This is a genomic window from Sphingobacterium siyangense (genome assembly GCF_023277505.1).
Lineage (GTDB): Bacteria > Bacteroidota > Bacteroidia > Sphingobacteriales > Sphingobacteriaceae > Sphingobacterium > Sphingobacterium siyangense.
Genome location: NZ_CP080574.1, coordinates 41211 through 66262, shown reverse-complemented (window position 1 = coordinate 66262; position 25052 = coordinate 41211). Strand labels below are relative to the sequence as shown.

Genomic DNA, 25052 nt, shown 5'->3' with positions numbered 1-25052 from the left:
TTAAACTGTGTATTTTCCGAATACTCAGCAAATCATTCCAATCCCTCAACCTTATTCGCAGTTTCAATATATGTTGAGCATTTTCGATTTATAAACTATAAATGATGAAAAGGTTACTCTTAATATTTTTATTAATTCACATATTCAGAGCTTCAGCACAAGACCCTCAGGGGAATGACTATTATTTTGGAGAAAATTTTCATTTTAATGGCTATTCTACAGATAAACGGACGATGGTAAGAAGTGATATTGTCTTTGTAAAATTCGATAAATATATATCGCATATCTTCAAGGACTTTCACAACAACAAAACATTGCCGGGCAAAGGCTTAATGCAAATGCCTAATTCACCGATTCTTTTAGGCATAAAACTAAACCCGCAGCTCAAAAACTTTATCTCGCCTAAGATTCAAAATCCTTTTAGGACCTATCATAGAGCAAGCAGAAGCTAGGCAGAGCCCTACTTTTCTTGCCCTATTTACCTAAAATGGGGTTAGAGTATCCTCCGGGGATACTCTCTTCGCTTAATGACACCATTAAGCCTCTTTTTAGTATACCGCCCAGTATACTTTAAGCCAGATTTGAATTTAACAGCGATAAGCTATATATCCAATAGGCTAATTATCCAGATAAATGCCCTATAAGCAAGCATACCATCGAATATATATAGCTCCGATATCTCAATAATTATAAATTGTATTCCAGTATTTTAATTTAACTGTAGCGTTCGTAAATAATTATCCGTTTATATAAATAAGACTAAAGAAAGGTTAAGATCAAGAAAAGAATATTTATTTGTCTGATCAATATCAGATGATGCAACTACTATAAACTTAATCATGGAAAATAATTTGCGAAAACAGGATCAATTCAATGAACATAGCTATGACCTCCATGCCAATTGGTATAATACCCTATATCCAGAAAAAGAACAAAAAATAAAAGTAATCAAGTCACTAAATAGCTATAAAGGAAGTATAAATCACTGGCTCCAGGAGCTTTTTTTCAAATGCCTGGAACCTTTCACCAAGGATAAGAATGCGAAATGGCTTACCCTTGGTGATGCTTATGGACATGACGCCCGCTACCTGCTTGACCAAAATATCCATAATGTTACCGCTAGTGACCTAGATGACAGTTTCCTTAAAGTTTCCCATGAACAAGAGTTTATCAAGGATTTCTCCGCCCAAAACGCTGAATCATTAACGTTGGAAGACAATAGTGTCGATTATATACTCTGTAAGGAAAGCTACCATCATTTTCCAAGACCCTACGCAGCTCTTTACGAAATGATCCGGGTAGCCAGAAAAGCCATTATAATTATTGAACCGCAGGATCCGATATCAAAGATGCCTGCCTTATTATATTTAGCCAACCTACTGGGAAGGATCAACGACAGGATGATCAATAAGATCTGGAAAAATAGGTTCTCCCATGAAACGGTGGGAAACTTTATCTATAAGGTGTCAGAACGGGAATTTGAAAAATTTGCTGCCGGACTCAATCTTCCCTTGATTGCTATTAAAAAACTCAACCCCAACTTTTGGTTTCCGGGGAGTGAACATATCAAAGCTGACAGGAAGGAGAAGGTTTTCAGGGGTATTCTTTTCAGAAAGAAAATACGTGATTTTTTTTCTAATTGGGGAATCTTGCCCAGCCAGACGCTTTCCATTGCCGTCTTTAAGAATATGCCCAATGAATCCCTGAAGAAATCCCTTACCAAGGAAGGATATAGATTGGTCGAGATCCCGAAAAACCCACATATTAAAAATCCATCTTATTAATCCCTTAGAGAAGATAGCTATGAAAAATTATTCTATTTTACTTTTATTATCATTGATTTTTGTTTCCGCGAATTCATGTAAAAAGGAGAAGACCATTTGCGGGCAATTGGACATGTTGGTACTGACTAAAATAAATTATCTGGACAAAGACGGAAAGGACCTTCTCTTCGGAGATCATCCATCCTATCCCGCAGAGGACTTGAAAATCTATCAAATATTGCCCAACGGGCAGAAGTTAGAGGTATATTTCAGCATCAACAGAAATGAGAAATTTATAGCTGTAAATATAGACCGTAGTGAAAGCGGAACATTTTATATAGAACTAAAACCGGACCTGATAGACAAAATAACATTTAGAAATGAAGCCGATAAAAACATCCCCTGCAGCGCAATGTTATTAAAAGAACTAAAACATAATGATATTGCCGGTCAATATGACGAAAAGACTCAGGTTTGGATTTTTACAAAATAGAACTAACAAATAAAACCCTAACATGATTAAATTAGATATTCCATACAGAATATGGATTGCACTGTTCACCTTTATTTTTTTGATGGGCTGCAAAAAAGAAGAACAGAAAACATTTGATTTCATACTGCCGACAAACACAATGGAAGCTCCTTTAAATAGCCAGAGTTATCTTCCCATAGTCCGCGGAAACAGTGACTATTCCATTAAAATCGAGAATAGCGATATAGCTACGGCTGATTTTATGGGAGGTGGTAGCCTAAATTTTGGGTCGATCATTATTTCGGGAAAGAAAAAAGGAGAAACAATTATGTCAATAACCGACAAGGTAACCGGAACGGTCGAAGAAGTAAAGCTTAAAGTTACCGATTTTTATCTTCCATTGGTCATTTCGAATAGTAACCACCCTGCGCTGTTACAGAACATGCGGTTTTACTTAGTTAATAATGAAAAAAAAGATGCCTTTTTCTTTCTGGAAAAGGATGGAAAATTAGTGCTACAGCAAAAGGGGAGCTATGAATTTTTAAGCGAAGAGGAAAGTGGGACCAAGATTCCCTATCTGATCTTACGCTATACTTCGGATAAAAACGGGCATTTTACGGGGACAACTGAGTCCTCTGTGATCCATAAATTCGACCTAAGGGGAAGCAATGGACAAGTGTATGAACTTTTCCGTTTGGCTTTCGGTGTTAATTGGGGCTTAGATCCCGTTCCTGGAACAAAATCTTCCCCAATAACCAGAATGCAGATCATTATGAAAGAGGCGGGATCAAATTTTGGCGTACAGGCCTATTTGGACTCTTCGAACTGGAAAGATTACATTCCATCCGATATTTAGGGAAATGAAAGAGGCAAGTTCATTTAGCTAATGTATTATCTGGGAAGCAGATTTATTTTGCTTCCCGATTTTCGTCATGTGAATCAATCCAGAATTCCTTGGGCAATCTTCAGATGATGAAAATAAGGATACAGGTACATCTCCTCTGTTAGGTCCACACGCTCTATTTCCGGATAGGCCTTCTGAAAATCTGCAGTAAAATCCTTTGAAAGATAAAGATGCGGATATGGATTCTGCGGATTGAAATCCTTTGGCCCTGCTAAAATACCATTTGAAAAATTCTTCAAAATGGAATAGCTTGACGTACCTTCCGGTATTCTAAAGTCTACTGTTCGCTTGTTATCTCCGTAAGAGAGAAGTAAATGCCCAAGCTCTCCTTCAAAGCTAATCCTATAGCTTCCAGATGTCAATACTTCACCGTTTGCCAGATCATTTTCATTGCCGAAAACCAAAAAATTACCTCCTTGCAGAACAAGCAGTTCGTCTTTCCCAAAGAAGTCGACATTGTATGCAGCTCCTTCTTTCACTTCTTTTCGGATAGCATTATCTTTACCATATGGAGCGCCTAAAACTCCACTGATGAGCCCTATGGCTCTCATTGTCAGATACGGAGCGACCACGTGGATATTTAGCTCTTTTTTCTGACCTGTAATTTCATCCCTGATGATCAGTGTCGAGTGTCCTTTATTAAGTCCCTTAATATGGATATTCCCCGATGGCCAGGCATCCTCATTGATATCCACTACAAAATTATTATCATCAGGAGACTGGATGGAGTATCTATTGTTTCCTGTCTGTATATCAATGGATATTTCATTCCCGGAGGTTACATAATAAGATTCCAGTTGAAATTTGAGGTCTTGCGTTTCAGGCTGCTTCTCTTTTTTGCAGGACGACACAAAAATAATCGCAATCAATGCCATTCCGAAATTTCGCAAAAGGATAGAGGTCGAAGATTTCATAATGAAGTATGACTATATTAAATTAAATTTTATCAGTATCCTTCCCCAGCGATCTAAACCTAGAAATATGGCAGAAAGGAATGATCATATAAAGATTATTAACTGTAAAGTTATGTATTAAAGACTTATATTTCAATAAACGTTAAAAATGATAATCCGCTACAATAGTGAATATTGGGTCGCCAAATGGGGTGTAGAGTAAGCGTGCTTTTCTAGAAAATGTATGAAACAAATTTTGGATAAATGCTAAAACTCCTATGACAGGCGAAAATTCCATCTAGCCAAAGGCCAGATGTTTTCCGGTTTCTATATTGGGTTTGAATCCATTGCCAAGCAATGCTTCCATCTGCATATTATGTTCTCTAAAAACGTCAAGGAATTGCTTTCGCTTGATACCCTTTCCCTGAAACCGCAGCTTAATGGACTCCGCTGTAATTTCCTCTGCTGCCGCAACCATAACCGCATGGACCGTACTTACTTTAGTTACGAGGGTTTCAAGACAGCTGTTCAGGATCTTTACTGCTTCGGTAGTTCCCTTCGCACGGTTGGCTTTGGAGTTCCATAGGTGGATCGCGTTCCCGTCCAGTGGCAACGTCTTTTGGGATACCATCTACGGTAATCCGAATGTAGATCGGCTTGGGACCGTTAACATAATTTTTAGGTTTCTTCAGATAGAAGAACAAGGAATAATTTGTACTCATAACAACGTCATTTAAGTGAAACAAACCGAGCCGCCTTTGCGGCGAGCTCTGCATCACCACTGAAAAACAGATTTCAGCGATGCAAAATTAGCCTTGCAACTAAAACGGGGCAAGATGTTTAAATTTTGAACATATTGATAATCAAAATGTTAAACACTTTTCAGTGAGTAAGCACATTCGATAAAATGACTCACTGAATGACTCACTTTTTTATTGGGAATTATTATAGGTTTTGTAAATGCTGAAAAACAAAAAATCCTGCAAACGTTTAATTTGCAGGATTTTGTATGTTTTGACTTTTAGATGTGTAGCCCGTAGGGGAATCGAACCCCTGTTTCAAGAATGAAAATCTTGCGTCCTAACCCCTAGACGAACGGGCCTTTTTATGCAACTCCAATAACATTGTTGTTTTTGGAGTTGCAAATATAGACCTTAAAATCAGTATTCCAAAAAAAAATTAAATATTTTTTAAACAAGGTCGAAACCGATATCTCTTCTGAAGTATTTCCCTTCAAAATATATTCTTCCAGCATCTGCAGTTGCCTGTTGAAGGGCTTCAAACAGTGTATCTTGCAATGTGGTAACAGCAATTACACGTCCGCCTGCAGTAACGATCTTACCACCCACCTCTTTCGTACCTGCTTGAAATACGATGGATTCTTTCACGTTTTCAATATTGACGATCTCTTTTCCCGACTCATAATCTCCAGGATAACCTCCCGCAACCAACATCACCGTTACGGCAGTTTTAGGAGATACCGTATACGAACGTTGATCCAAATTGCCTTGTGCAACACCTTCCAGTAAATCCAATAGATCCGATTCAATACGAGGCAATACGGACTCAGTCTCCGGATCTCCCATACGAACATTATACTCGATGACATAAGGTTCTCCTTCTACATTCATCAGACCGATAAAAATAAATCCTTTATACGGAATACCATCTTTTTTAAGTCCTTCAACTGTTGGTCTGATAATACGCTCTTCTACTTTATTTAAAAATGTCTCATCTGCAAAAGGAACCGGAGATATCGATCCCATACCACCCGTGTTTAGGCCTGTATCCCCCTCTCCAATACGTTTGTAATCTTTTGCAGAAGGAAGCACTTTATATGAATTCCCATCTGTCAAAACAAAAACAGACAATTCAATTCCTTTTAAGAATTCTTCAACAACCACAACTCGGCTAGCTTCTCCAAACTTTGAATCTGCGATCATCGCTTTTAGCTCCGCTTTAGCATCTTCCAGCGTCTCGCAGATCAACACCCCTTTGCCTGCAGCTAAACCATCGGCCTTAAGCACAATCGGCAATTTTTGCGTTTCAAGGTAAGCCAATCCATCTTCCAATGATGTTGCATCAAACGATCTTGAAGCAGCCGTAGGTACGCCATGGCGATCCATAAATTGCTTTGAAAAATCTTTTGAGCCTTCCAATTGAGCCCCCTCTTGTTGTGGCCCTATTACCGGGATATATTTTAAATCTTCCCGATTTAAAAAATAATCATGAATACCTTTTACCAAAGGTTCTTCGGGACCGACGAGCACCATTTGCACGTTATTCTCCAAAACGAAGGAAGCAATAGCAGCAAAGTCAGTAACTTTAATATTTACATTCTGACCATACGCACCTGTTCCAGCATTTCCTGGAGCAATAAACAATTGATCTAAACGTGGACTTTTCGACAACTTATAGGCGAAGGCGGATTCACGACCTCCTGAACCGATTATTAGGATATTCATAACACAAAGATATTTTTTTTATGCTAATTTTAAGGTATCAGATCGTTTAAAATGAGACTAATATTTTGATTTATAAATTGATTAAAGGAAAATATTTTCTAATTTTCATAAAACATTAGTCATATGTACGCTAAATTACTGCTGTTAGTAAATTGCCTCCTATTCGCTTTGTTGGCGTCGGCCCAGATCGATCAGACGTTGCAGAAACTGGATACTTACCATGCGCAGCACATCAAGGAAAAAATCTATCTCCATTTGGACAAAAATGATTATTCGGCCGGAGAAACCATTTGGTTTAAATTATACTGCACCACCGCCCCTTTTAATTATTTGAGCAACATGAGTAAAATTGCTAATGTAGAATTGATATCTCCAACCAATAAGATCATCAAAAGTATCAAAATTCCAATTACACTCGGTCTAAGTATAGGCGACTTCAATCTGCCGGACACCTTGGAAGAAGGCTCATATCGCGTTAGATCATTTACCAGATGGATGCAAAATGACTCTGTAGCCAATTTCTACGAACGCGTCGTTCCCATTACAAATGGTCGATCTGATAATATCATAACGAGAAGTGAACTGGTCAAAAACGGAACAGAAAACTTGTTCCAGATTAATCTCAAAACCATTCAGGGAGCCCCACTGATTAATAACAGCATCAGTTATACCCTACAACCTAACAACAATAAAGAAAAATCCGGCCGATTAAAATCGAATGATAATGGAACAATAGCTTTGGAATTGAAAGATGACTTTAAAGGCGGAACACTGTCTCTACAATTTCTTTCTCTGGATAAAAGACGTATTCTCAAAAGTTTTGTTATCCCGGATCCAAACAGCCAAAATAGCATTCAAATTTTTCCCGAAAGTGGCGAACTGGTCAGCAACATATTATGCAAGACAGGATTCAAAATCCTTTCTCCTGCTGGATTGGGAAAAAAAGCCAAAATAACCGTGGTGGAAGAAAATCAAACGACTATTGCAGACTTTGAAACAAATTCACTGGGGATGGGAAGTATACCACTCGTCTTACAGGCAGGAAAAAAATACGTCGCTACAGCCCTTTTCGAAGATGGATCGTCAACAAGTGCTTCTTTACCCCCTGTTCAAAATTCCGGATATGTTCTAACCGTAAATTCAGTACTAAAGGATAAGATTGCAGCACAACTTTCCGCTACTGCAGACTTGGCCAATGGCAAAGATATTTATCTGGTAGCCCAATACAATGGCCTTGTACTTCATGCCGCTAAGCAGAAATTAAATGGAACGGAGATCTTATTCAATATCCCCAAAAAAAACCTACCTTCTGGAGTTTTACAATTATCCATCTTAACAGATCAAATGGTTCCTATTGTGGAAAGATTGGTGTTTAATTACAATACGACATCGACCTTACTTCCTGTCTCCATAGAACTCAACAAATCCAGCTTCACAACACGCGATAAAGTGATTGCTGATCTTTCCGTTAAATATGATGATAGTGACACCACTAGGTTTGCTGCGCTCTCCGCATCAGTGGTAAACCTCAGCAAGGTTGATTCCACGACAAACCGTTATTATTCATCTATTGTCTCGGAGCTCCTATTGAAATCTGATCTTCGTGGCTTTATTGAACGGCCCAATTATTACTTTGAGGATTTAACGAACATTAAACTGACAGAGCTGGACAATCTTATGTTGATCCAAGGTTGGCGCAAGTTGGACTGGAAGAATTACATAAGTACATCAACAACTTCGTTCCTTCCTGAAAAAGGACTTACCATCGCTGGGACCATCAAGAAAACGGCCCGAAAGGCTGTGGTTCCAAATGCCAAAGTAACCCTAATACCGACGAGCAATATGTTGCTGAGTGTAGATACGCTGACAGACAATAATGGCCGATTTTCATTTGACGAACTTTTATTTGCAGACAGCGTCAAGTTTATTGTGACAGGTGATGGCCCTAAGGAGAAAAAAAGAGTTGATATTGTTATAGACACCCCACTCACCCCCCCTCCAAATACGAGTAAAGATCAACCATTACTGGTTAATGACATCAATACCACGCTGCTTACACAACTGAAAAATAGCCAACAATTCCTTGGCGAATTGGAAGCTGCGGGCATAATACAAAAGAGCATTCGGTTGGAAGAGGTACAGGTCAATAGAATACGAACAAATAAAGCTGACAAGAACTCCAGAAACCTCAATGGACCAGGAAATGCCGATCAGGTCATCTCTGCGGACGAATTATCCGGCTGTGCTACTTTTGCTCAATGCCTCAATGGACGGCTAAATGGTGTTATTTTTCGAAATGGAATCCCTTATAGCACAAGATCGATGAATAGTCCGATGCAAGTTGTTCTCGATGGAATGTATATTGAACCCGAACAAATAGATATGATTAACACTGCCGACATTGCGAGTGTTGAAGTCTTGCGTAGTATTGGAAACACGGCGATTTATGGCATGTACGGAGGCAGCGGCGTTATTGTGATTACCAGTAAATCCGGAGATGCGATTGCTTCATCTTATACCCCTACAGGAATTCTAACGATCACGCCAAAAGGGCTATATGTGCCCCGAACCTTTTTCAAACCCCAATATGATGCCACAGTCCAACATAAGCTTACACGCGATCTACGGACAACAATCGCATGGGAACCGAATCTGATCATACCAAAAGATGGGAAAACGCATTTCGAATTCTTTACTTCTGACGAACCTGGGACTTACAAACTAACCGTTGAGGGAATAAGCATGGATGGCAAGATTGCTCATCTTGAGTATTTAATAGAGGTAAAACCACAATAGCAGTGCAAACAAATCGTTAAATTTAAAGACAAGGTTATGGAACATATTAAAACCAAAATAGAAGATCATATTTTAAGTATTTTCCTCGACAGGGGAAAATCAAATGCCATCGACACACAGCTATTGAAGGAACTGATAGATACCTTAGCATCTTCCCAGCAAAATGAAGCCATTTATGGTGCAATATTGATTGGCAAGGAGAACTTCTTTAGCGCGGGACTCGATCTAATTACCTTATTCCAATACGATGAAGAACAGATTCGGGAATTCTGGAATTTATTCTTGGAGGCGACATCGCTACTGGCCGGTTTTCCAAAGCCAATAGTTGCCGCAATATCTGGTCATAGTCCCGCTGGGGGCTGCGTACTGGCGCTCTGCTGCGATTATCGCATTATGGCCGAAGGGAATTTTGTGATTGGCCTTAATGAAATTCCAGTCGGACTCATCGTCCCTGAAAGTATATTTCAGCTTTATGCATTTTGGATCGGAAAACGGAATGCTTATCAGAATTTGCTCGAAGGTAAATTGCTTTCTCCTGTAGATGCAAAAACACAGGGTCTTATCGATGACATTGTTCCCGCTAATATACTCTTCAATACCGCAACAAAAAAGATAAAGCAGATCACGCAGTTCAACCAAAAGACCTGGCAGACATCCAAATTGAACTTCCGAAAGGAAATAATCCTTAAATTGCGCGAGAATAGAGAAGAGACAATCCAGCGCATCCTCGAACAATGGTGGCTTCCGTCAACGCGCTCTATTCTAAAGTCAATTATTGAAAACTTGACTTCAAAGAAGTAATATTAAACAAAATCATCATGAGAAATCTCTTTTTCTTTATTCTTATTTGTCTCACTGCAAGCACAATCTCCTGCAGAAATAGTAAAAAAGAAGATAAGGCTGTAAAAATCGTACAGGATTCAATTCCTGTGGATACCCTACAAAAACCTGACACGACTGAAAAGAAAGTAAAGAAAGAGAACTCCGAAACGCTGGAGGAGGTACTGGAGAAACTTGCCAAGGCATATTCAGAGCAGGACAGTAAAACAATAAATTCCTATATACATCCCAAATTGGGAATTTATATTATTTATCGTCCAGGCGCGCTAGACTCTTATGTACACCAAAACAGTTTTAATTTTTCTAAACCCGTGCCAGAGTACCATTCTTATGAAAAGTTAACGTACAAGGGCCCTTTGAAGTCCGGAAAACTACCTATTTTTGATTGTGGTACGATGAAGTGGGATAAAGCCGGATTCTATTATGATAAAAAGTCCCGCCCCAATGAATTATCTCAAACAGCAAAGTTCATGAATGAAATTCTTGACGCCAAAATTAATAACACTGAATTACAGCGACTAAGAAATATAGAATCCAAAAGTTATAGAGCCATTATGACCTCCAATGAGCATGAAGAACCCTTTGTTTTTCATGTGACAAAAGAGGGAGAAAAATGGTATATTACAGTCATAGACCGCGCTTATGCCGGATGTGATGCATAATATGTTGCACATTTTAGTAGCCAAACTTAACGTTAATGAAAAATATAGATAAAGACATACAAAAGAAAATCGAAGATTGGTTAACCCCAAGTTATGATGAAGGAACTCGAAAGGCAGTTCAGGATTTAATCGACAATAATGAGGAGACAGAACTTACAGATTCTTTTTACAGGGATCTTGAGTTTGGAACCGGTGGCTTAAGGGGCATTATGGGTGTCGGCTCCAATCGTATGAATAAGTATACAATCGGCAAAGCCACTCAAGGATTAGCCAACTATCTAAAGAAACAGTTCCCAGATCAGGAGATTAAAGTAGCGGTATCTTATGATAGCCGCAACAATTCGCAGGCATTTGGCCAGCTGGTTGCGAACGTCTTTGCAGCCAACGGCATCAAGGTACATCTGTTCACCGCATTGCGCCCGACCCCAATGTTGTCGTTTGCCATTCGTCATTTCGGCTGTCAGAGCGGTGTTATGCTAACGGCTTCACACAACCCAAAGGAGTACAATGGTTATAAGGCTTATTGGAACGATGGCTGCCAGCTGACTGCACCTCATGATAAAAATGTAATCGACGAAGTAAATGCAATCAGCTCAGTTAGTGCTATTAAATTTGAGGGGAATACGCAAAACATCATTCCTGTCGGGGAAGAAATCGATCAGCTCTATATCAATGCCAATAAAACATTAAGTATTCATCCGGAAGCGGTAAGGGCTCAAAAAAACTTGAAAATTGTTTTTTCACCGATACATGGTACCGGAATTACCATTGTTCCTAAAATGCTAGAAGCCTGGGGATTTGAAAATGTTTCAGTCGTTGCTGAACAGGCCACACCTGATGGCAACTTTCCAACGGTAATCTATCCAAACCCCGAAGAGGAAGATGCAATGGCTTTAGCAAAGAAAAAAGGGGAAGAAATTGATGCTGACCTTGTATTGGCGACAGATCCCGATGCCGATCGTGTAGGGATTGCCGTAAAAAATAATAAGGGACAGTTTCAACTGCTCAATGGTAATCAGATCGGCAGCTTATTGATATATTATGTCCTCAGTGCAAAAAGTGAACTAAAACAACTCGGATCGAATCCATATATTGTAAAAACTATCGTAACAACAAATCTCGAGTCAGACATTGCAAAGCATTTCGGCGTGCCTTGTTATGAAACACTTACAGGCTTCAAATATATTGGTGAATTGATTACCAATCTAGGTGATTCAGCACAATATCTTGCAGGCGGAGAGGAGAGTTATGGCTATCTAGTAGGCGATCTAGTGCGTGACAAGGACGCTCCAAACGCTTGTGCTTTCCTAGCCGAAATGACCGCCTATTTTAAAACAAAAGGAAAAACAGTTTACGAAGTTTTATTAGATATCTACAAAGAATTTGGCTGTTATCAAGAAAAGCTCATTTCCTTAACCAAAAAAGGAAAGGCTGGTGCCGAAGAAATTCAGGCCATGATGAATGGCTTACGTCATAATCTACCAACCGCACTCGGTGGAATAAAAGTCAAAGAAATCAGGGACTATCAGCTTTCCCAAATCACAGATATGAGTACAGGGGAGCGAAGAGCGATCTCATTGCCTAAATCTGATGTATTGCAATTTATAACAGTAGACGGCGATGTGATTTCTGCCAGACCATCGGGAACGGAACCCAAGATTAAATTTTACTGTTCTGTAAAAGAAAGCTTGAAAGATACTGCTGATTATTTCGATGTGCAAACTATTTTGGAAGAGAAGGTTGAACGTATGATGAAAGATATTGTAAGCTAATGGAAAAGTGGAAACTATTATCCTCTGAATATATCTGTAAAGAGCCTTGGGCTACACTGCGCAGAGATACCTGTGAACTTCCGGATGGACGGATCAATGACCATTATTACGTACTGGAGTATCCAGATTGGGTAAATATGATCGGAATTACTGAGCAGAACGAACTTCTGGTCATTAAGCAATACCGCCATGGAGCAGGCATTATTTCATTGGAGATTCCCGCAGGGACAACAGAAGCAGGAGAAGATCCTAAAAATGCTGCTGTTCGTGAAATGCTTGAAGAAACAGGCTATCAATTTGATCAGATTGAAGAAATCGCCACGCTTTATGCCAACCCGGCGACAAGTGGCAATATTACCTATACCTACCTGATGACAGGGGGCAAAAAAGTTCAGGAACAGGCATTAGATGAACATGAAGAAATCGATGTGTATCGTATACCGCTTGAAGAAGCAAAAAGCATGTTGCTGGACAACAAATTCAGTCAGGCATTACATGCTAGTGCGCTATTCTATGCTTTCAACAAATTAGGCTTGTTATAAAACAGGCCTAATTTTATTCTGTTTTTTTCATTCATACTTTTAATTTTCACTAGCATGTTGATTTTTGTACCTTTGCATCATGGCAAGAGAAATTTTTGAAACCAAGCGAAAGGCGCTGAAAATAAATCTAAACCCAGAGATTTATGGAACCTTTGCAGAGATCGGTGCTGGACAGGAAGTCGCACGTAACTTTTTCAACGCAGGAGCAGCATCAGGCACAATTGCTAAAACAATGTCAGCTTACGACATGGCTTTCAGTGATGCAATTTATGGTGAAGAGGCTGATGGTCGATATGTCAGCAGAACACGTTTAAAGAAAATGCTCTCCCATGAATTCAATCTTCTTACCCAACGACTTCATGGCGATAAATACTGCAACAAAAAATTCTTTGCCTTTGCAGATACCGTAACAACCCTCAATTTCACCAAGACAAATGAACCTCACGGCTGGATCGGACTTCGCTTCCAACATGAAGTTGGAGGCCCTACAAATGATATCATTGTCCATGTAAGACTACTAGACAGCGACAACCAATTGCAACAAAAAGTTTTAGGCATAATTGGTGTAAACCTATTATTTGCGGCTTATTATTATACAGACAATGTGCAGACCATGATCGAATCATTGGTCGATAACCTTTCTGTTGGTTCCGTTGAGATTGACCTGGTTAAATTAAACGGACCTCTATTTGAAAACGTCAACCAACGTCTAATCAACTTATACCTGATTGCAAAAGGATTTGCTAAAGCCGCTATATTCCAGCCCGATGGCAAAGCGGTACAAATCAAAGATTATCTGTACAAAAAGAACATTATTCTACTTCGCACCAAATACCGTCAAAAATCCCTTCCAAACTTTGATCTCTTCAATCTTGCCGTTGAACAGTTCAAAAAAAATACAGGTGCAACTGACGCAGACACCATTGTATTAATTGAAGTCCTGATGGGAAATGTGTTGGAAGATACGCATGAAATTACAGATGAAGACCTGCAAGAATTTGCTTCTAGGGCTGACGAACTATGTGCGACAGGCAATAATATTATCGTTAGCAACTTTAGAAGAAATAATCATTTAGCAGAGTTTATAAGCAACTTTAAGCCTAAGAACATTGGAATTGCAACCAATGTTTACAATTTAAAGAACATTTTCAATTCAGATAATTATAATAAAGAGTTATACACCAATGAACTTCTTTCCTATATCTCGGGGATGTTCAATAAAAATGTGAAACTCTACGCATATCCTTATCTCTTGAAAAAAGAAAATAAGATTATTACCACGCACAATATGCCCGTTTCTGAAGAAGCCAAACCTTTATTTGAATTCTTAATTAAAAACGGCTACATCATTGATATTGAAAATTACGACGAAAAATTTGTAAAAACCGTATAAGCAGATCTCGCACAAAATTTAAATTTATTATATAGCCCAATTTTCTTAAATTGGGCTATATTTATTTTTGTGCCTTATGAAGCAAGAAAATGTAATACTGGTTGACAGCAATGACAGGATGGTTGGTAGCATGGAGAAATATGAAGCCCATGAAAAGGGGCTATTGCACCGTGCTTTTAGTGTATTTTTGTTCAATGACCAAGACGAATTGCTCCTGCAACAAAGAGCATTAAGTAAATACCACTGTGGCGGACTGTGGACCAATAGCTGCTGCTCGCATCAGCGTCTGGAAGAAAGTAACATAGAAGCCGCCAAAAGGCGCTTAATGGAAGAATTAGGAATTACTGCAACAGCCCTTCAAGATGTCTTCTCGTTCGTTTATAAAGCTCAATTTGACAACGGACTTACGGAGCATGAATTCGATTATGTCTTATTCGGAAAATTTAATGGAACTCCAGAAATTAACGAAGAAGAAGTTGCCGCAACAAAATACATGAATCAACGGGAAATTCAAAATGAAATACAACACTCACCCGAGCAGTTTACCCCCTGGTTTAAACTAATCTATCAACGTGCTTTTGATACGTACTTCAATATATATAAGGACAAATTATAGCAATCTTATACCCAGCAAAAAAAGATCCTGCCTTTTTTAAAAAGCAGGATCTTTTTTTTCCTTTAGTTTAGCGAATCGCTATAAGAATTTTTTATAGATGGAATACAGAATTTTAAGATCATTCTCACTCATGAACGCTGTATTTACGTCCTGCTGAATGTAGTGAATCTTAAATGCTTTTATTGCCGCATCGAGATTACTTACATCGTAACCGATGATACGTAATGCCATTTTTGGGTTAAAGTCTGCTGGAGGCATCTCTAAATAGTCCTCATACCAAAAGCCGAATCCTTGATCAGCCAGTTTTTTCCAAGGAAAACGTGACGGATCATTTTTTCGGGTTGGCGCCAAATCCATATGCCCAATAAAATTTGCCTGCGGGATTCTATAGGTCGTTTTTAAATAAGTCAACAACTGCGTCAAGGCGTTTATTTGGGCATCGGTCCAAGGATCAGTAGTCCCATTATTGTCGAGCTCGATGCCAATGGAAGAAGAATTGAGGTCCGTATCATTGCCCCATTTCCCCAAGCCCGCATGATGTGCACGATAGAGGTCATTGACCATCTGCACTACTTTTCCATCCCGACCAACCACATAATGGGAGCTTACACCTGCTTTCGCGGAATGAAATGTACGGATGGTCTGTCCCAAAGAATCCTGTGCTGTATGATGAATGACAACAAAATTGGGTTTACGGATGCCAAAATTAATCGAGGCGATCCATTGTTGTTCTTTGACATTCACCTTCTCCAATTGACCGGTGACAGGCGATTGTTTATAGAGTTTTGAAAATTCTTTTGCTTGTTTCTTATATACCTTTTCAGTCTTCGCGTATTTCCCTCCCGCACAGGAAGCCAATAATGCTGTTGCGACACAAAGATTGATGGAAAATTTTAGTATCTTCATATTGAAATGTTTCAGCACAAACTAAGGCAAATTTGCCAACAAAAACAAATTTATTAGCTTCGTCCTATAGTTCGACATAATTTCCAAATATCCTTTTCTTATACATTGCGGAACAAGGCCGCCTGCTTTTAAAAAAAGCTCAAACCAATGTTTGAGCCTTTCCCATGTCAACCATGCATTTCCTGCTTATCTGAAATTACATTTTTTATTATTTTAATGCGCTTAGGTTCAATTTTGCCAAAAACCCTTTCAGCTCGTCGAGGCTATACCCGTTTCCCCGAAGAGTAATTAGATAGCGGTCTTTCTCAAGATAACTTATTTCGGAGCTTTTTGCCGTTGAGCCTTCCACTCCTTTACTATCAGTTGTTTTTGCCCGTTTACCTTCAAATTCGCCAGTTTTTTCTATTTCAGTATCTGTAATTTTCTCTGAATCTACCATGAAGCCCATTTGCGCCAAACCCACGATTGCCGAAGCTGTCTCGCCCGCGCCATCAATGATATTGACTTTAATTTCCTTCTGGTTATCGACGGTATACGTCGCCTCTCCAGATACAACTTCTGCCCCATACATTGATCCGCCAGAATAGGACGTTCTTTTTAAACCATCTAAGCTTTCCGGTAAAAAAGCCTTCAACTCTTCCGAACTTAATGGTTTCTCGGATTTAAGTTTGGCTTGAAGGTCTTCCAATTTTTTTGCTCCATCACTCAGATTGCCCAAGTTGGATACTCCCTTAACTACATCCGAAATTCCAGCCTCTTTCTCCTTAGCATCTTCGCCGCCTTCACTGGATTTGCTGTTGCCGCAGCTCGCGACCAAAAGGCCCAGTCCTAAGAGAACAGGCATTACTTTCCATTGTCTTTTCATGATTATCAGTTTTAATTAAAACGCTAAAAAGAACAAAATAATATAATTAATCTAAATTTTAAAATCTGTTCGCAGACGATCTTTAGACCTTAAAGCCCGACCTAAATTTCTACCTGTTACTTGTATTACCTAGGTACTGCCGAATGGGACTGCGCTACACAAAAAAAGGCCTCTATGCGAGTATAGAGGCCTTCCGTTATAACTACCGAGATTATGCTTCGGCGTATTCCTCAATTGAAGGACACGAACAAATCAATGTACGGTCACCTTGAGAGTCGTTCACACGACCTACTGAAGGCCAGAATTTACGTTCTCTTACATACTCCAATGGGTATGCGGCAGTTTGACGACTGTAAGGTCTGTCCCACTCATCTGCAGTTACAACCGAAGCTGTATGTGGTGCATGTTTCAGTACATTGTTAGCTTGGTCCACGTCTCCTGCTTCAACCGCAGCGATCTCTTCACGGATAGCAACTAATGCATCACAGAAACGATCCAATTCAGCCTTAGACTCAGATTCAGTAGGTTCAACCATCAATGTTCCTGCAACAGGGAAAGAAACAGTCGGTGCGTGGAAACCATAATCCATTAAACGTTTTGCAATATCTGCAACCTCGATACCAAAGTTTTTGAATCCACGGCAATCCAAGATCATTTCGTGTGCACAACGTCCGTTAGTACCTGAATAAAGTACTGGATACGCATTTTCTAAACGTGCCTTAATATAGTTTGCATTTAATATTGCGGTTCTTGTCGCATTTGTCAAGCCTTCACCACCCATCATTGAAATATAAGCATGAGAAATAAGCAAGATTGATGCTGAACCAAATGGAGCTGCAGAAACAGCAGAGATACCCTCTTCACCAGAAGTCGAAACCACTTCGTGGTTAGGTAAGAAAGGAACTAAGTGTTTTGCAACACCGATAGGTCCCATACCTGGACCTCCACCACCGTGAGGAATACAGAATGTTTTATGGAGGTTCAAGTGACAAACATCGGCACCAATATGCCCTGGGCTTGTCAATCCAACCTGTGCATTCATGTTCGCACCGTCCATATAAACCTGACCGCCATTTGCATGAACAATTTCACAGACTTCAATGATCGACTCTTCAAATACACCGTGTGTAGAAGGGTAAGTCACCATCAGTGAGTTCAAGTTTGCAGCATGTTCAGTCGCTTTTGCTCTTAAATCTGGAATATCGATATTTCCTAATTCATCACATTTCACAACGACCACTTTTAAGCCTGCCATAGAAGCAGAAGCAGGGTTTGTTCCGTGTGCAGAAGCAGGGATCAAACAGATATTACGTCCATGATCACCACGGCTCTCATGGTAAGCACGGATAACCATCAGACCAGCGTACTCGCCTTGTGCTCCTGAATTTGGTTGGAAACTCATCTTCGCAAAACCAGTAATTTCAGATAACCAATCGTTCAATTCACCGATCATTTGCATATATCCAGAAGTTTGATCTGCAGGAGCAAATGGATGCAAACCGCCAAATCTCGCCCATGTAACTGGCACCATTTCAGCTGTAGCATTCAATTTCATCGTACATGAGCCCAATGGAATCATTGAGTGACAAAGCGATAAATCTTTTGCTTCCAAAGATTTGATATAGCGCAACATCTCATGTTCAGAATGATAGCTATTAAAGTTTGGATGTGTTAAGTAGGCAGAAGTACGTACTAAATCGGCAGGAATTGAAGAGCCTAAATTCTCTTCTAATGCATCGAAATCTACGTCATTCAATGTTTTACCTTGAATTTTAGCAAATACTTTGATAATCGTCTTAATATCTTCGTATGTGGTTGTTTCGTCGATAGCAATTGAAACTTCCGAACCATTATAATAGAAGTTTAACTCGTTATTTAATGCTTCAGATTTCAAAGCACCAGCATGAGCACCTAAGTCTACACGTAGTGTATCAAAATAAGCTGCATTCAATTGCGTATAACCCAACGACTGTAATGCTTGATCCAACAGATTGGCCAAAGCATTTATACGTGATGCTATATTTTTGATTCCTTCTGGGCCATGGTACACGGCATAGAAAGAAGCCATAATCGCTAAAAGAGCTTGTGCAGTACAAATATTTGAAGAAGCTTTATCACGGCGGATATGTTGTTCACGAGTCTGCAAAGCCATACGCAATGCATACTTTCCATTTGAATCGGAAGTAACACCAATAATACGACCAGGGATATTACGTTTGAAGCTGTCGCGTGTCGCAAAATATGCTGCATGAGGACCACCAAAGCCCATCGGTACGCCAAAACGTTGTGAATTACCAACAACAACATCTGCGCCCCATTCTCCCGGAGGCGTTAACAATGCTAAACTCATCAAATCTGCCGCCGCACATACGGTAATATTCTTACTGTGCGCTGTAGCTGCAAATGATTTATAATCAACAATTGAACCATCCGCTGCAGGATATTGAACAAATGCCGCAAATACATCATCTGTTAATTCTGATTCAGCAATAGCCGCAATTTTAAGTTCAATACCAAAAGACAAGGCACGGGTCTTCAATACATCAACCGTCTGCGCATAGGCATTGTCCGACACCAAGAATACGTTAGCATCTTTATTTTTCCGAGCTGAATAAAGCATAAACATGGCTTCAGCTGCAGCCGTAGCTTCATCCAACAAAGAAGCATTTGCTATTTCTAAACCAGTAAAGTCACAAATTACAGTCTGGAAGTTCAATAAAGCTTGTAACCTACCTTGTGCGATCTCCGCCTGATAAGGAGTATACTGCGTATACCATCCTGGGTTTTCAAATACATTTCGTTGAATTACGCCCGGAAGGATCACATCGTAGTAACCTTGACCAATAAAAGATTTAAAAACTTTATTTTTCTCAGCGATTTCCGCAATACGCTTTAAATAGGCTACCTCAGACAATGCTTTAGGAAGATTTAAAGGTTTTGGAGCACGAATTTGAGAAGGGACCGTTTGGTCAATAAGTTGGTCAATTGACGAAACGCCTAATTTAGCCAACATTTCATTCGCTTCAACTGGACTTGGGCCATTGTGGCGACTTTCGAATTTTTCTTGGAAGTGTATATTGCTCATGTGTGCAAAAAGTTAACGCTTATAGATAGTTAGCGACATAATAATTAGGCAATTAACTCTCTTATAAACAGTCGTTTTTTGGATGAGCAAAGATAGCAAAATAAATGACTGAAAACGAAGCAAAAAAGTGGATAAAAAGTCAGTTTTACTGAGCTACTGAAATGCAATCGATTGTCTTTGTAAATTAATTTTTGGAATAACCTCAAACATACAGACTGTTCATTATAAATATAACAAACAATACGACAATCGTTTGCTACAATTTTAAAAAAATACCAGGTTATCTGTTATTTCACCTGCGTATTTCTTTCATTACTTCACTATTCTTTTTTGCAATGCCAATGAATTTTCAATAAATTAGTATATGTACCAATTGTAAAGTGACTTCGAAATAACGATATACACTTTTTTGCTAAGAACAACTGATATCAAGGGTATTTTGCTATCAGGAATCTTAACAAAGAAAACATTATCCAGCTAGGGAAGCATCTCTTTTGACAAATGTAAATTATCACAAAAAACGAATATCATTTCTTTTTAACGAATATAAAACAGCGAAGTAACGATTATAAACCATGAGAAAACAGGTAACAGACAGCGTTCTTTTAGTAAGACCCTCTGTCTTCCGTAAAAATGAACAGACTGCGGTCAACAATTTCTTCCAAAAGGATATCGAAAATCTCAGTATAGAAGAAGTCAACAAAGAAGCGCAAGGAGAGTTCGACGCGCTAGTAAATGAATTGAAGTCACATGGAATTTTGGTGACTGTCATTCAAGACGACGAGAAATCAGAAAGTCCCGACAGTATATTCCCCAATAATATTGTCTCCTTTCATCAGGATGGAAAAATAATTTTTTATCCCATGTTTGCTCCCAATCGTCGAAAAGAACATTTATTGGATTTCGAAGGTCCATTGAAGCAAAACGGTTATTATGTAAAACTAACTAAGGATCTCAGTGAAGCCGAAAACAATAAACAATATTTGGAGGGCACCGGCGCACTTGTCTTGGACCGCGCTCACCGTGTAGCCTACTGTGCCTTATCCGAAAGGGCAGACCGGGATATGCTCGACGAATACTGCAGGACTGAAAACTACACACCTGTTGTATTTCACGCCTATCAAACTGTCCATGGAGAGCGGAGACCTATCTATCACACCAATGTGGTGCTAGCCGTAGGCGAAGATTTTGCTATCTTATGCCCACAGGCAATCGATAATCAGGCTGAGCTCCAAACGCTGCTGAAGAGTCTAAAAGATACAGGCAAAGAGATCATTGAAATCAATGAGAACCAACTCGAATCTTTTGCAGCAAACTGCCTCCAGGTGAGAAATAAATATGGTAATCGTTTTATTGTCCTGAGCAATCAGGCGTTATCCTCATTGACTTTATACCAAACAGCACAATTGGAAAAGCATGGTAAAATCATCCATCAAGATCTACATGTTATCGAGACATGTGGTGGCGGAAGTGTACGCCACATGATGGCTGAAGTTTTTCTTCCGAAAGAAAACATACTGAGCTAGTCCCAAGCATAATGATGCAGTTAGGCTGCTCTTTTTAAAATAAGCCTATTTTGCCTAATCAGGCTTATTTAATAGACAAATAAAAATGCCCCTTGGAGCCATTGCTCGCAGGGGCATTATCTTTTCTAAAACAATCTAATTCCTATTTCTCCAGTCAAGTTAGAACGAATACCTCAATCCCAATTGGAATTGGTACGGATTCCCTGAAGGTGATACAATACCAGAGTTGTTCAATCTATAATTAAACTGTTGCTTAACAGGGTCGAATGCAGGAATTTCGGGATTTCCATTTGCTGCCGCTGTTTTTGATACAGCATACAACGATTGATTACCTAAAGATTCATTGACACCCCAGGTTTTCTTAAAGAGATTCGCCACATTGAATACGTCCGCTGAAAGCTCCAAAGCATGTGTTTTGTAAAGGTTGAATTTTTTAGCTATTCTTAAATCAATCAAACCGTAAAAGCTATTGATACCGCCATTTCTTTCGGCCATCTTACCTTCGTACTTTTTAATATAATCTTTCAGACTTTGACTGGCTTCACCATTCGCCAACAACGCATTCATGGCATCTGCCAACGCCTTTGGCGTATTTGGACTATTGGGATCGAAAATAAAGGCTAAGTCATTCGAATTGGATACAAAATCGCCATTGATATTACCTCCAGCAAGCAAGCTGTAGCGTGTTCCACCAATTCCCGAATAACGAACCCCTACACTGACACCATAAAATGTAGGTAGTGTACCATAAATAACAATTTTATTTCGGAATTGATTATTCGAATAACTCATCTTACTCAAATCTCTTGGATCATCTTTTACCGCCAGCGATAAGGTCGCTGTATTGGCAACATTCCCATTGTAGGACGTGTTATCTTTCGCATCGTTCCATGTGTAGCTTACAGAAATCGATCCATCTTTGTAGTACTGATAACTTGCATCCAATACAACTGCAAACTGATTTACTTTTCCCTCAGAGTTTAGTTCTAACACGCGTCCAAACTTATTGGAAATCCTTCCCTGTTTCCAATCTGGAACACCATTGACAATAGCCGTAGCCGGTACGAATACCCCACGATTATCTTCATTCGCCAATCTAAAGAACGGATCTTGAACCATATTACGATCAACATACATATAGTTGTTGCGTCCTAGATTCATATATCCTGAAAGACTCGCTTTTAACTTTTCGGTAAAGAAATGCGTGTAAGATACATTGGCCTTGTACACCACTGGTATTTTCGCATCAGCTCCATAGGTGTTGATCGTTGGCACTTGAAATTGTGCCAGGGTTGGCGTTGTTGACGGATCTTGTCTGTACCCCACAAAATTAGGTGTAGGCACATCGTTACCACGAACATCTACTGTCGCAAAATGCTTCCCATCAAAAGTTAAATTATTGATGGTCATATAATTATTAATATCAGATGCAAAGATACCTGCTCCTACACGGAAAAAATCTTTTCGTTCTTCATTCACATCCCAAGTCATCTGGAAACGAGGCTGTACAACAAAAGATTTCAACTTGTGATCTGTACGTACCCCCACTTCTTTCAGCAATTCTTCATTTAGAGGAGAGGTTGGATAATGACCATAATCCAATCGTAGTCCCGCAACCAGATCCAATCCTTTCGCCAATTTGGTCTGCAACTGTCCATACGCACCGGCATTAAATATCTTACCGATCACAGTTGGATCGGCCACCAAAGGGACTTCCCGGTAAAATGCATAAGGTTTTAGGTTTGCAAAATTTTGCAATGCCGTATTGTTAGCATCCTCCCTAAAATGAAAACGTCCGTTGACTTCACTTCCGTAAATCGAATTTGCATGTGTATACATCAAATCCACACCAAACGTGTAATTGATATTGTCCGTACTATAATACAGGTTATTGACCAACTGTACGACATTATTCTTAAAGGACTCCTGTGCAAACCGGTGACCGCCTAATTGAATATTAGTCGACAAATTACTTCCGTCAATGGTAGACACCACATTCTCTACAATGGCACGGGGAATATTTTGACTAGGCAACATATCTCCAGGACTACTTTTTTGAAAAGTATAAAGGTGTTGCAATTTCAGTTCATTGGTAAGCTTTGGGGAAATGGAAGTACGTAAAGTTGCTAAAAAACTATTATCAATATTCTTGTCATTTCCGTATGATTCATATAAATTGATGGCGGTATTATCCTCTAGACCAAGCTTATTGAGGTCACTTGTAAAGTTATTCCGTATTGTCAATAAATTCTTTTCATTGATCTGCCAATCTATACGGCCAAATATAGCATCAGAATTTCGTTTCTTATCGAAAGAACCATATTGCCTATCATTACTCAATCCATATTTTTCACGTCCTATACGAATATACTCATCGAGGGTCGATTGTGTAACATTGAAACGCTTTTCATCTGCTGGCGAATTGATATCTGCGATAATCAAGGGGCGGGCATCGCGTTGATGATCCCAAGCTACAAAATAATGCAACTTGTCTTTAATGATGGGACCGCCTAATGTAAATCCATATTGATACGTAGAGAAATCATTGCTTCGTTTATTTCCTCTAATATCGTATGGGCTGGACAACCAATCGGCCCTTGAATAAAGCCATGCGCTTCCGTGCGTTTGATTTGTTCCTTGTTTGGTTACCGCACTGACTGTTCCTCCCCCTGCTCTTCCATAAGTCACATCATATTGGTTGGTGACCACTTTAAATTCACGAACGGCTTCTATCGAAATGGAGAACGGAGCACCACTACGACTGGTTGTTGAGCCTGCAGAAGTCGGGTTTTTGGCATTCATACCATCAATTGTAAAATTAGTAGAGGAACCCAACTGGCCACCGATATTATCGCCCTTACTCAAAGGAGAAAGGTCCATCAGCGAAGTAAAATTCCGACCGTTGACAGGCAGTTTCGCAATATCTTTGGCCGTAACCGCTGTAGCAGCACCTAGATTTTCTATTTTATTCTTTAGGGTACTTATTCCTGTTAATTCAACCGTTTCTAATACATTTGAGGTATTTTGGATAGGAATCTTCAGGCGGACGATATCGCCTTGATTTAAATTAAATCCCGAACGCACTTGTTCGCCATAGCCTATATAAGTTACTTTGATCGTGTAGGGGCCGCCTAAAGGCAACTCCTTAAAGTTGAAATCGCCATTTGCATTAGTCGAAGTCTTCGTTGTGAAACCCGTTGATTCATTACGTACTTCAATTGAAGCTCCGTGAACTCCTTTATCATTTTCGTCCGTAATCTTGCCGGAAAACCCCGCTTGGGTCGTCTGGGCGTACAAACCTGTTCCAAGCGCAATGGCACATGTTGTGAGTAAAAATTCTTTCATTTAGTTGTTGGTTGTGATAATGAAAGCAAAACTACACCGAAACTGTTAACAGGAGCTAAACGAAATATTATGAAATTATAAACAAAGCATTTTAAAATATATATTAATAAAAATGAAAGCGCTTTTGAAAAAAACTCGGAATATGCATCAAAAACATTTTAAATAGGGATAGAAATAGACCGTATCTGCAAAAAGCCTGCATGATTC

The 25052-nt window shown here is 39.4% G+C and carries 19 protein-coding genes and 1 tRNA gene; 12 read left to right on the top strand and 8 right to left on the bottom strand.

Annotation, left to right across the window (positions count from 1 at the left end):
• Nucleotides 1-101: 101 nt before the first annotated feature.
• The 4 genes from K2F45_RS00340 to K2F45_RS00325 all read left to right on the top strand — a co-directional run bounded on the left by K2F45_RS00340 (nt 102) and on the right by K2F45_RS00325 (nt 3091).
• A complete protein-coding gene (locus K2F45_RS00340; RefSeq protein ID WP_157625828.1) occupies nt 102-452 on the top strand; it encodes a hypothetical protein in 351 nt (116 codons plus the stop codon).
• A gap of 387 nt (nt 453-839) precedes the next feature.
• On the top strand, nt 840-1784 hold the full coding sequence (locus K2F45_RS00335; protein ID WP_248932767.1) for a class I SAM-dependent methyltransferase: 945 nt from the start codon (nt 840-842) through the stop codon (nt 1782-1784).
• Nucleotides 1785-1803: 19 nt separating this feature from the next.
• Nucleotides 1804-2256: a hypothetical protein gene (locus K2F45_RS00330; RefSeq protein WP_157625826.1), complete on the top strand. Its 453-nt coding sequence runs from the start codon at nt 1804-1806 to the stop codon at nt 2254-2256.
• 22 nt (nt 2257-2278) lie between these two features.
• Nucleotides 2279-3091, top strand: coding sequence for a hypothetical protein (locus K2F45_RS00325; protein ID WP_248932766.1), 813 nt, complete (start codon nt 2279-2281; stop codon nt 3089-3091).
• 83 nt (nt 3092-3174) lie between these two features.
• On the opposite strand, the gene K2F45_RS00320 is transcribed toward K2F45_RS00325, so the two are convergent.
• From K2F45_RS00320 to purD, 4 genes are all read right to left on the bottom strand, one after another.
• Entirely contained in the window at nt 3175-4053 is an 879-nt protein-coding gene (locus K2F45_RS00320; RefSeq protein ID WP_248932765.1) for a hypothetical protein, read from the bottom strand.
• Nucleotides 4054-4330: 277 nt separating this feature from the next.
• A complete protein-coding gene (locus tag K2F45_RS00315; protein ID WP_248932764.1) occupies nt 4331-4663 on the bottom strand; it encodes a hypothetical protein in 333 nt (110 codons plus the stop codon).
• A 399-nt stretch (nt 4664-5062) separates the two neighbouring features.
• Nucleotides 5063-5134 (bottom strand) — tRNA-Glu (locus K2F45_RS00310).
• An 88-nt stretch (nt 5135-5222) separates the two neighbouring features.
• A complete protein-coding gene (gene purD / locus K2F45_RS00305) occupies nt 5223-6497 on the bottom strand; it encodes a phosphoribosylamine--glycine ligase (protein WP_248932763.1) in 1275 nt (424 codons plus the stop codon).
• Between the two features lie 123 nt (nt 6498-6620).
• Here purD and K2F45_RS00300 point away from each other — a divergent pair, with 123 nt between their 5' ends.
• The 7 genes from K2F45_RS00300 to idi all read left to right on the top strand — a co-directional run bounded on the left by K2F45_RS00300 (nt 6621) and on the right by idi (nt 15118).
• Nucleotides 6621-9293, top strand: a complete 2673-nt coding sequence (locus tag K2F45_RS00300) for a carboxypeptidase-like regulatory domain-containing protein (protein WP_248932762.1) — start codon at nt 6621-6623, stop codon at nt 9291-9293.
• A 36-nt stretch (nt 9294-9329) separates the two neighbouring features.
• Nucleotides 9330-10094: an enoyl-CoA hydratase/isomerase family protein gene (locus K2F45_RS00295; protein ID WP_075990478.1), complete on the top strand. Its 765-nt coding sequence runs from the start codon at nt 9330-9332 to the stop codon at nt 10092-10094.
• A gap of 17 nt (nt 10095-10111) precedes the next feature.
• Nucleotides 10112-10795 (top strand): hypothetical protein, encoded by a 684-nt coding sequence (locus tag K2F45_RS00290; RefSeq protein WP_248932761.1) that lies wholly within the window; start codon nt 10112-10114, stop codon nt 10793-10795.
• Between the two features lie 35 nt (nt 10796-10830).
• Nucleotides 10831-12567: a phospho-sugar mutase gene (locus tag K2F45_RS00285; RefSeq protein WP_248932760.1), complete on the top strand. Its 1737-nt coding sequence runs from the start codon at nt 10831-10833 to the stop codon at nt 12565-12567.
• Complete coding sequence (locus K2F45_RS00280; protein ID WP_075990475.1) at nt 12567-13109, top strand: NUDIX hydrolase; 543 nt, start codon at nt 12567-12569, stop codon at nt 13107-13109. The genes K2F45_RS00285 and K2F45_RS00280 overlap by 1 nt, the downstream gene beginning before the upstream one ends.
• A 79-nt stretch (nt 13110-13188) precedes the next feature.
• Nucleotides 13189-14502: a nicotinamide mononucleotide adenylyltransferase gene (locus tag K2F45_RS00275; RefSeq protein ID WP_075990474.1), complete on the top strand. Its 1314-nt coding sequence runs from the start codon at nt 13189-13191 to the stop codon at nt 14500-14502.
• A 76-nt stretch (nt 14503-14578) separates the two neighbouring features.
• The gene (gene idi, locus K2F45_RS00270; protein WP_075990473.1) at nt 14579-15118 is read left to right on the top strand and encodes an isopentenyl-diphosphate Delta-isomerase; all 540 of its coding nucleotides are present in this window, start codon (nt 14579-14581) and stop codon (nt 15116-15118) included.
• Nucleotides 15119-15196: 78 nt separating this feature from the next.
• Here the strand turns inward: idi and K2F45_RS00265 are convergent, their stop codons facing one another.
• The 3 genes from K2F45_RS00265 to gcvP form a co-directional block, all read right to left on the bottom strand.
• On the bottom strand, nt 15197-16024 hold the full coding sequence (locus tag K2F45_RS00265; protein ID WP_075990472.1) for an N-acetylmuramoyl-L-alanine amidase: 828 nt from the start codon (nt 16022-16024) through the stop codon (nt 15197-15199).
• 208 nt (nt 16025-16232) lie between these two features.
• Nucleotides 16233-16889, bottom strand: a complete 657-nt coding sequence (locus K2F45_RS00260) for a hypothetical protein (protein WP_075990471.1) — start codon at nt 16887-16889, stop codon at nt 16233-16235.
• 211 nt (nt 16890-17100) lie between these two features.
• Nucleotides 17101-19974, bottom strand: a complete 2874-nt coding sequence (gcvP, locus tag K2F45_RS00255) for an aminomethyl-transferring glycine dehydrogenase (RefSeq protein WP_248932759.1) — start codon at nt 19972-19974, stop codon at nt 17101-17103.
• Between the two features lie 575 nt (nt 19975-20549).
• Between gcvP and ctlX the strand changes: the two genes are divergently transcribed.
• Nucleotides 20550-21500: a citrulline utilization hydrolase CtlX gene (gene ctlX, locus K2F45_RS00250; RefSeq protein ID WP_075990469.1), complete on the top strand. Its 951-nt coding sequence runs from the start codon at nt 20550-20552 to the stop codon at nt 21498-21500.
• 159 nt (nt 21501-21659) lie between these two features.
• On the opposite strand, the gene K2F45_RS00245 is transcribed toward ctlX, so the two are convergent.
• On the bottom strand, nt 21660-24845 hold the full coding sequence (locus tag K2F45_RS00245; protein ID WP_075990468.1) for a TonB-dependent receptor: 3186 nt from the start codon (nt 24843-24845) through the stop codon (nt 21660-21662).
• Nucleotides 24846-25052 lie beyond the last annotated feature (207 nt).

Coding starts and splice junctions, on each gene's coding strand:
- K2F45_RS00315 (WP_248932764.1), bottom strand. CDS start 4,663: ATGGTATCCCAAAAGACGTTGCCACTGGACGGGAACGCGATCCACCTA.
- idi (WP_075990473.1), top strand. CDS start 14,579: ATGAAGCAAGAAAATGTAATACTGGTTGACAGCAATGACAGGATGGTT.
- K2F45_RS00295 (WP_075990478.1), top strand. CDS start 9,330: ATGGAACATATTAAAACCAAAATAGAAGATCATATTTTAAGTATTTTC.
- purD (WP_248932763.1), bottom strand. CDS start 6,497: ATGAATATCCTAATAATCGGTTCAGGAGGTCGTGAATCCGCCTTCGCC.
- K2F45_RS00335 (WP_248932767.1), top strand. CDS start 840: ATGGAAAATAATTTGCGAAAACAGGATCAATTCAATGAACATAGCTAT.
- K2F45_RS00330 (WP_157625826.1), top strand. CDS start 1,804: ATGAAAAATTATTCTATTTTACTTTTATTATCATTGATTTTTGTTTCC.
- gcvP (WP_248932759.1), bottom strand. CDS start 19,974: ATGAGCAATATACACTTCCAAGAAAAATTCGAAAGTCGCCACAATGGC.
- K2F45_RS00340 (WP_157625828.1), top strand. CDS start 102: ATGATGAAAAGGTTACTCTTAATATTTTTATTAATTCACATATTCAGA.
- K2F45_RS00290 (WP_248932761.1), top strand. CDS start 10,112: ATGAGAAATCTCTTTTTCTTTATTCTTATTTGTCTCACTGCAAGCACA.
- ctlX (WP_075990469.1), top strand. CDS start 20,550: ATGAGAAAACAGGTAACAGACAGCGTTCTTTTAGTAAGACCCTCTGTC.
- K2F45_RS00245 (WP_075990468.1), bottom strand. CDS start 24,845: ATGAAAGAATTTTTACTCACAACATGTGCCATTGCGCTTGGAACAGGT.
- K2F45_RS00280 (WP_075990475.1), top strand. CDS start 12,567: ATGGAAAAGTGGAAACTATTATCCTCTGAATATATCTGTAAAGAGCCT.
- K2F45_RS00320 (WP_248932765.1), bottom strand. CDS start 4,053: ATGAAATCTTCGACCTCTATCCTTTTGCGAAATTTCGGAATGGCATTG.
- K2F45_RS00285 (WP_248932760.1), top strand. CDS start 10,831: ATGAAAAATATAGATAAAGACATACAAAAGAAAATCGAAGATTGGTTA.
- K2F45_RS00325 (WP_248932766.1), top strand. CDS start 2,279: ATGATTAAATTAGATATTCCATACAGAATATGGATTGCACTGTTCACC.
- K2F45_RS00260 (WP_075990471.1), bottom strand. CDS start 16,889: ATGAAAAGACAATGGAAAGTAATGCCTGTTCTCTTAGGACTGGGCCTT.
- K2F45_RS00275 (WP_075990474.1), top strand. CDS start 13,189: ATGGCAAGAGAAATTTTTGAAACCAAGCGAAAGGCGCTGAAAATAAAT.
- K2F45_RS00300 (WP_248932762.1), top strand. CDS start 6,621: ATGTACGCTAAATTACTGCTGTTAGTAAATTGCCTCCTATTCGCTTTG.
- K2F45_RS00265 (WP_075990472.1), bottom strand. CDS start 16,024: ATGAAGATACTAAAATTTTCCATCAATCTTTGTGTCGCAACAGCATTA.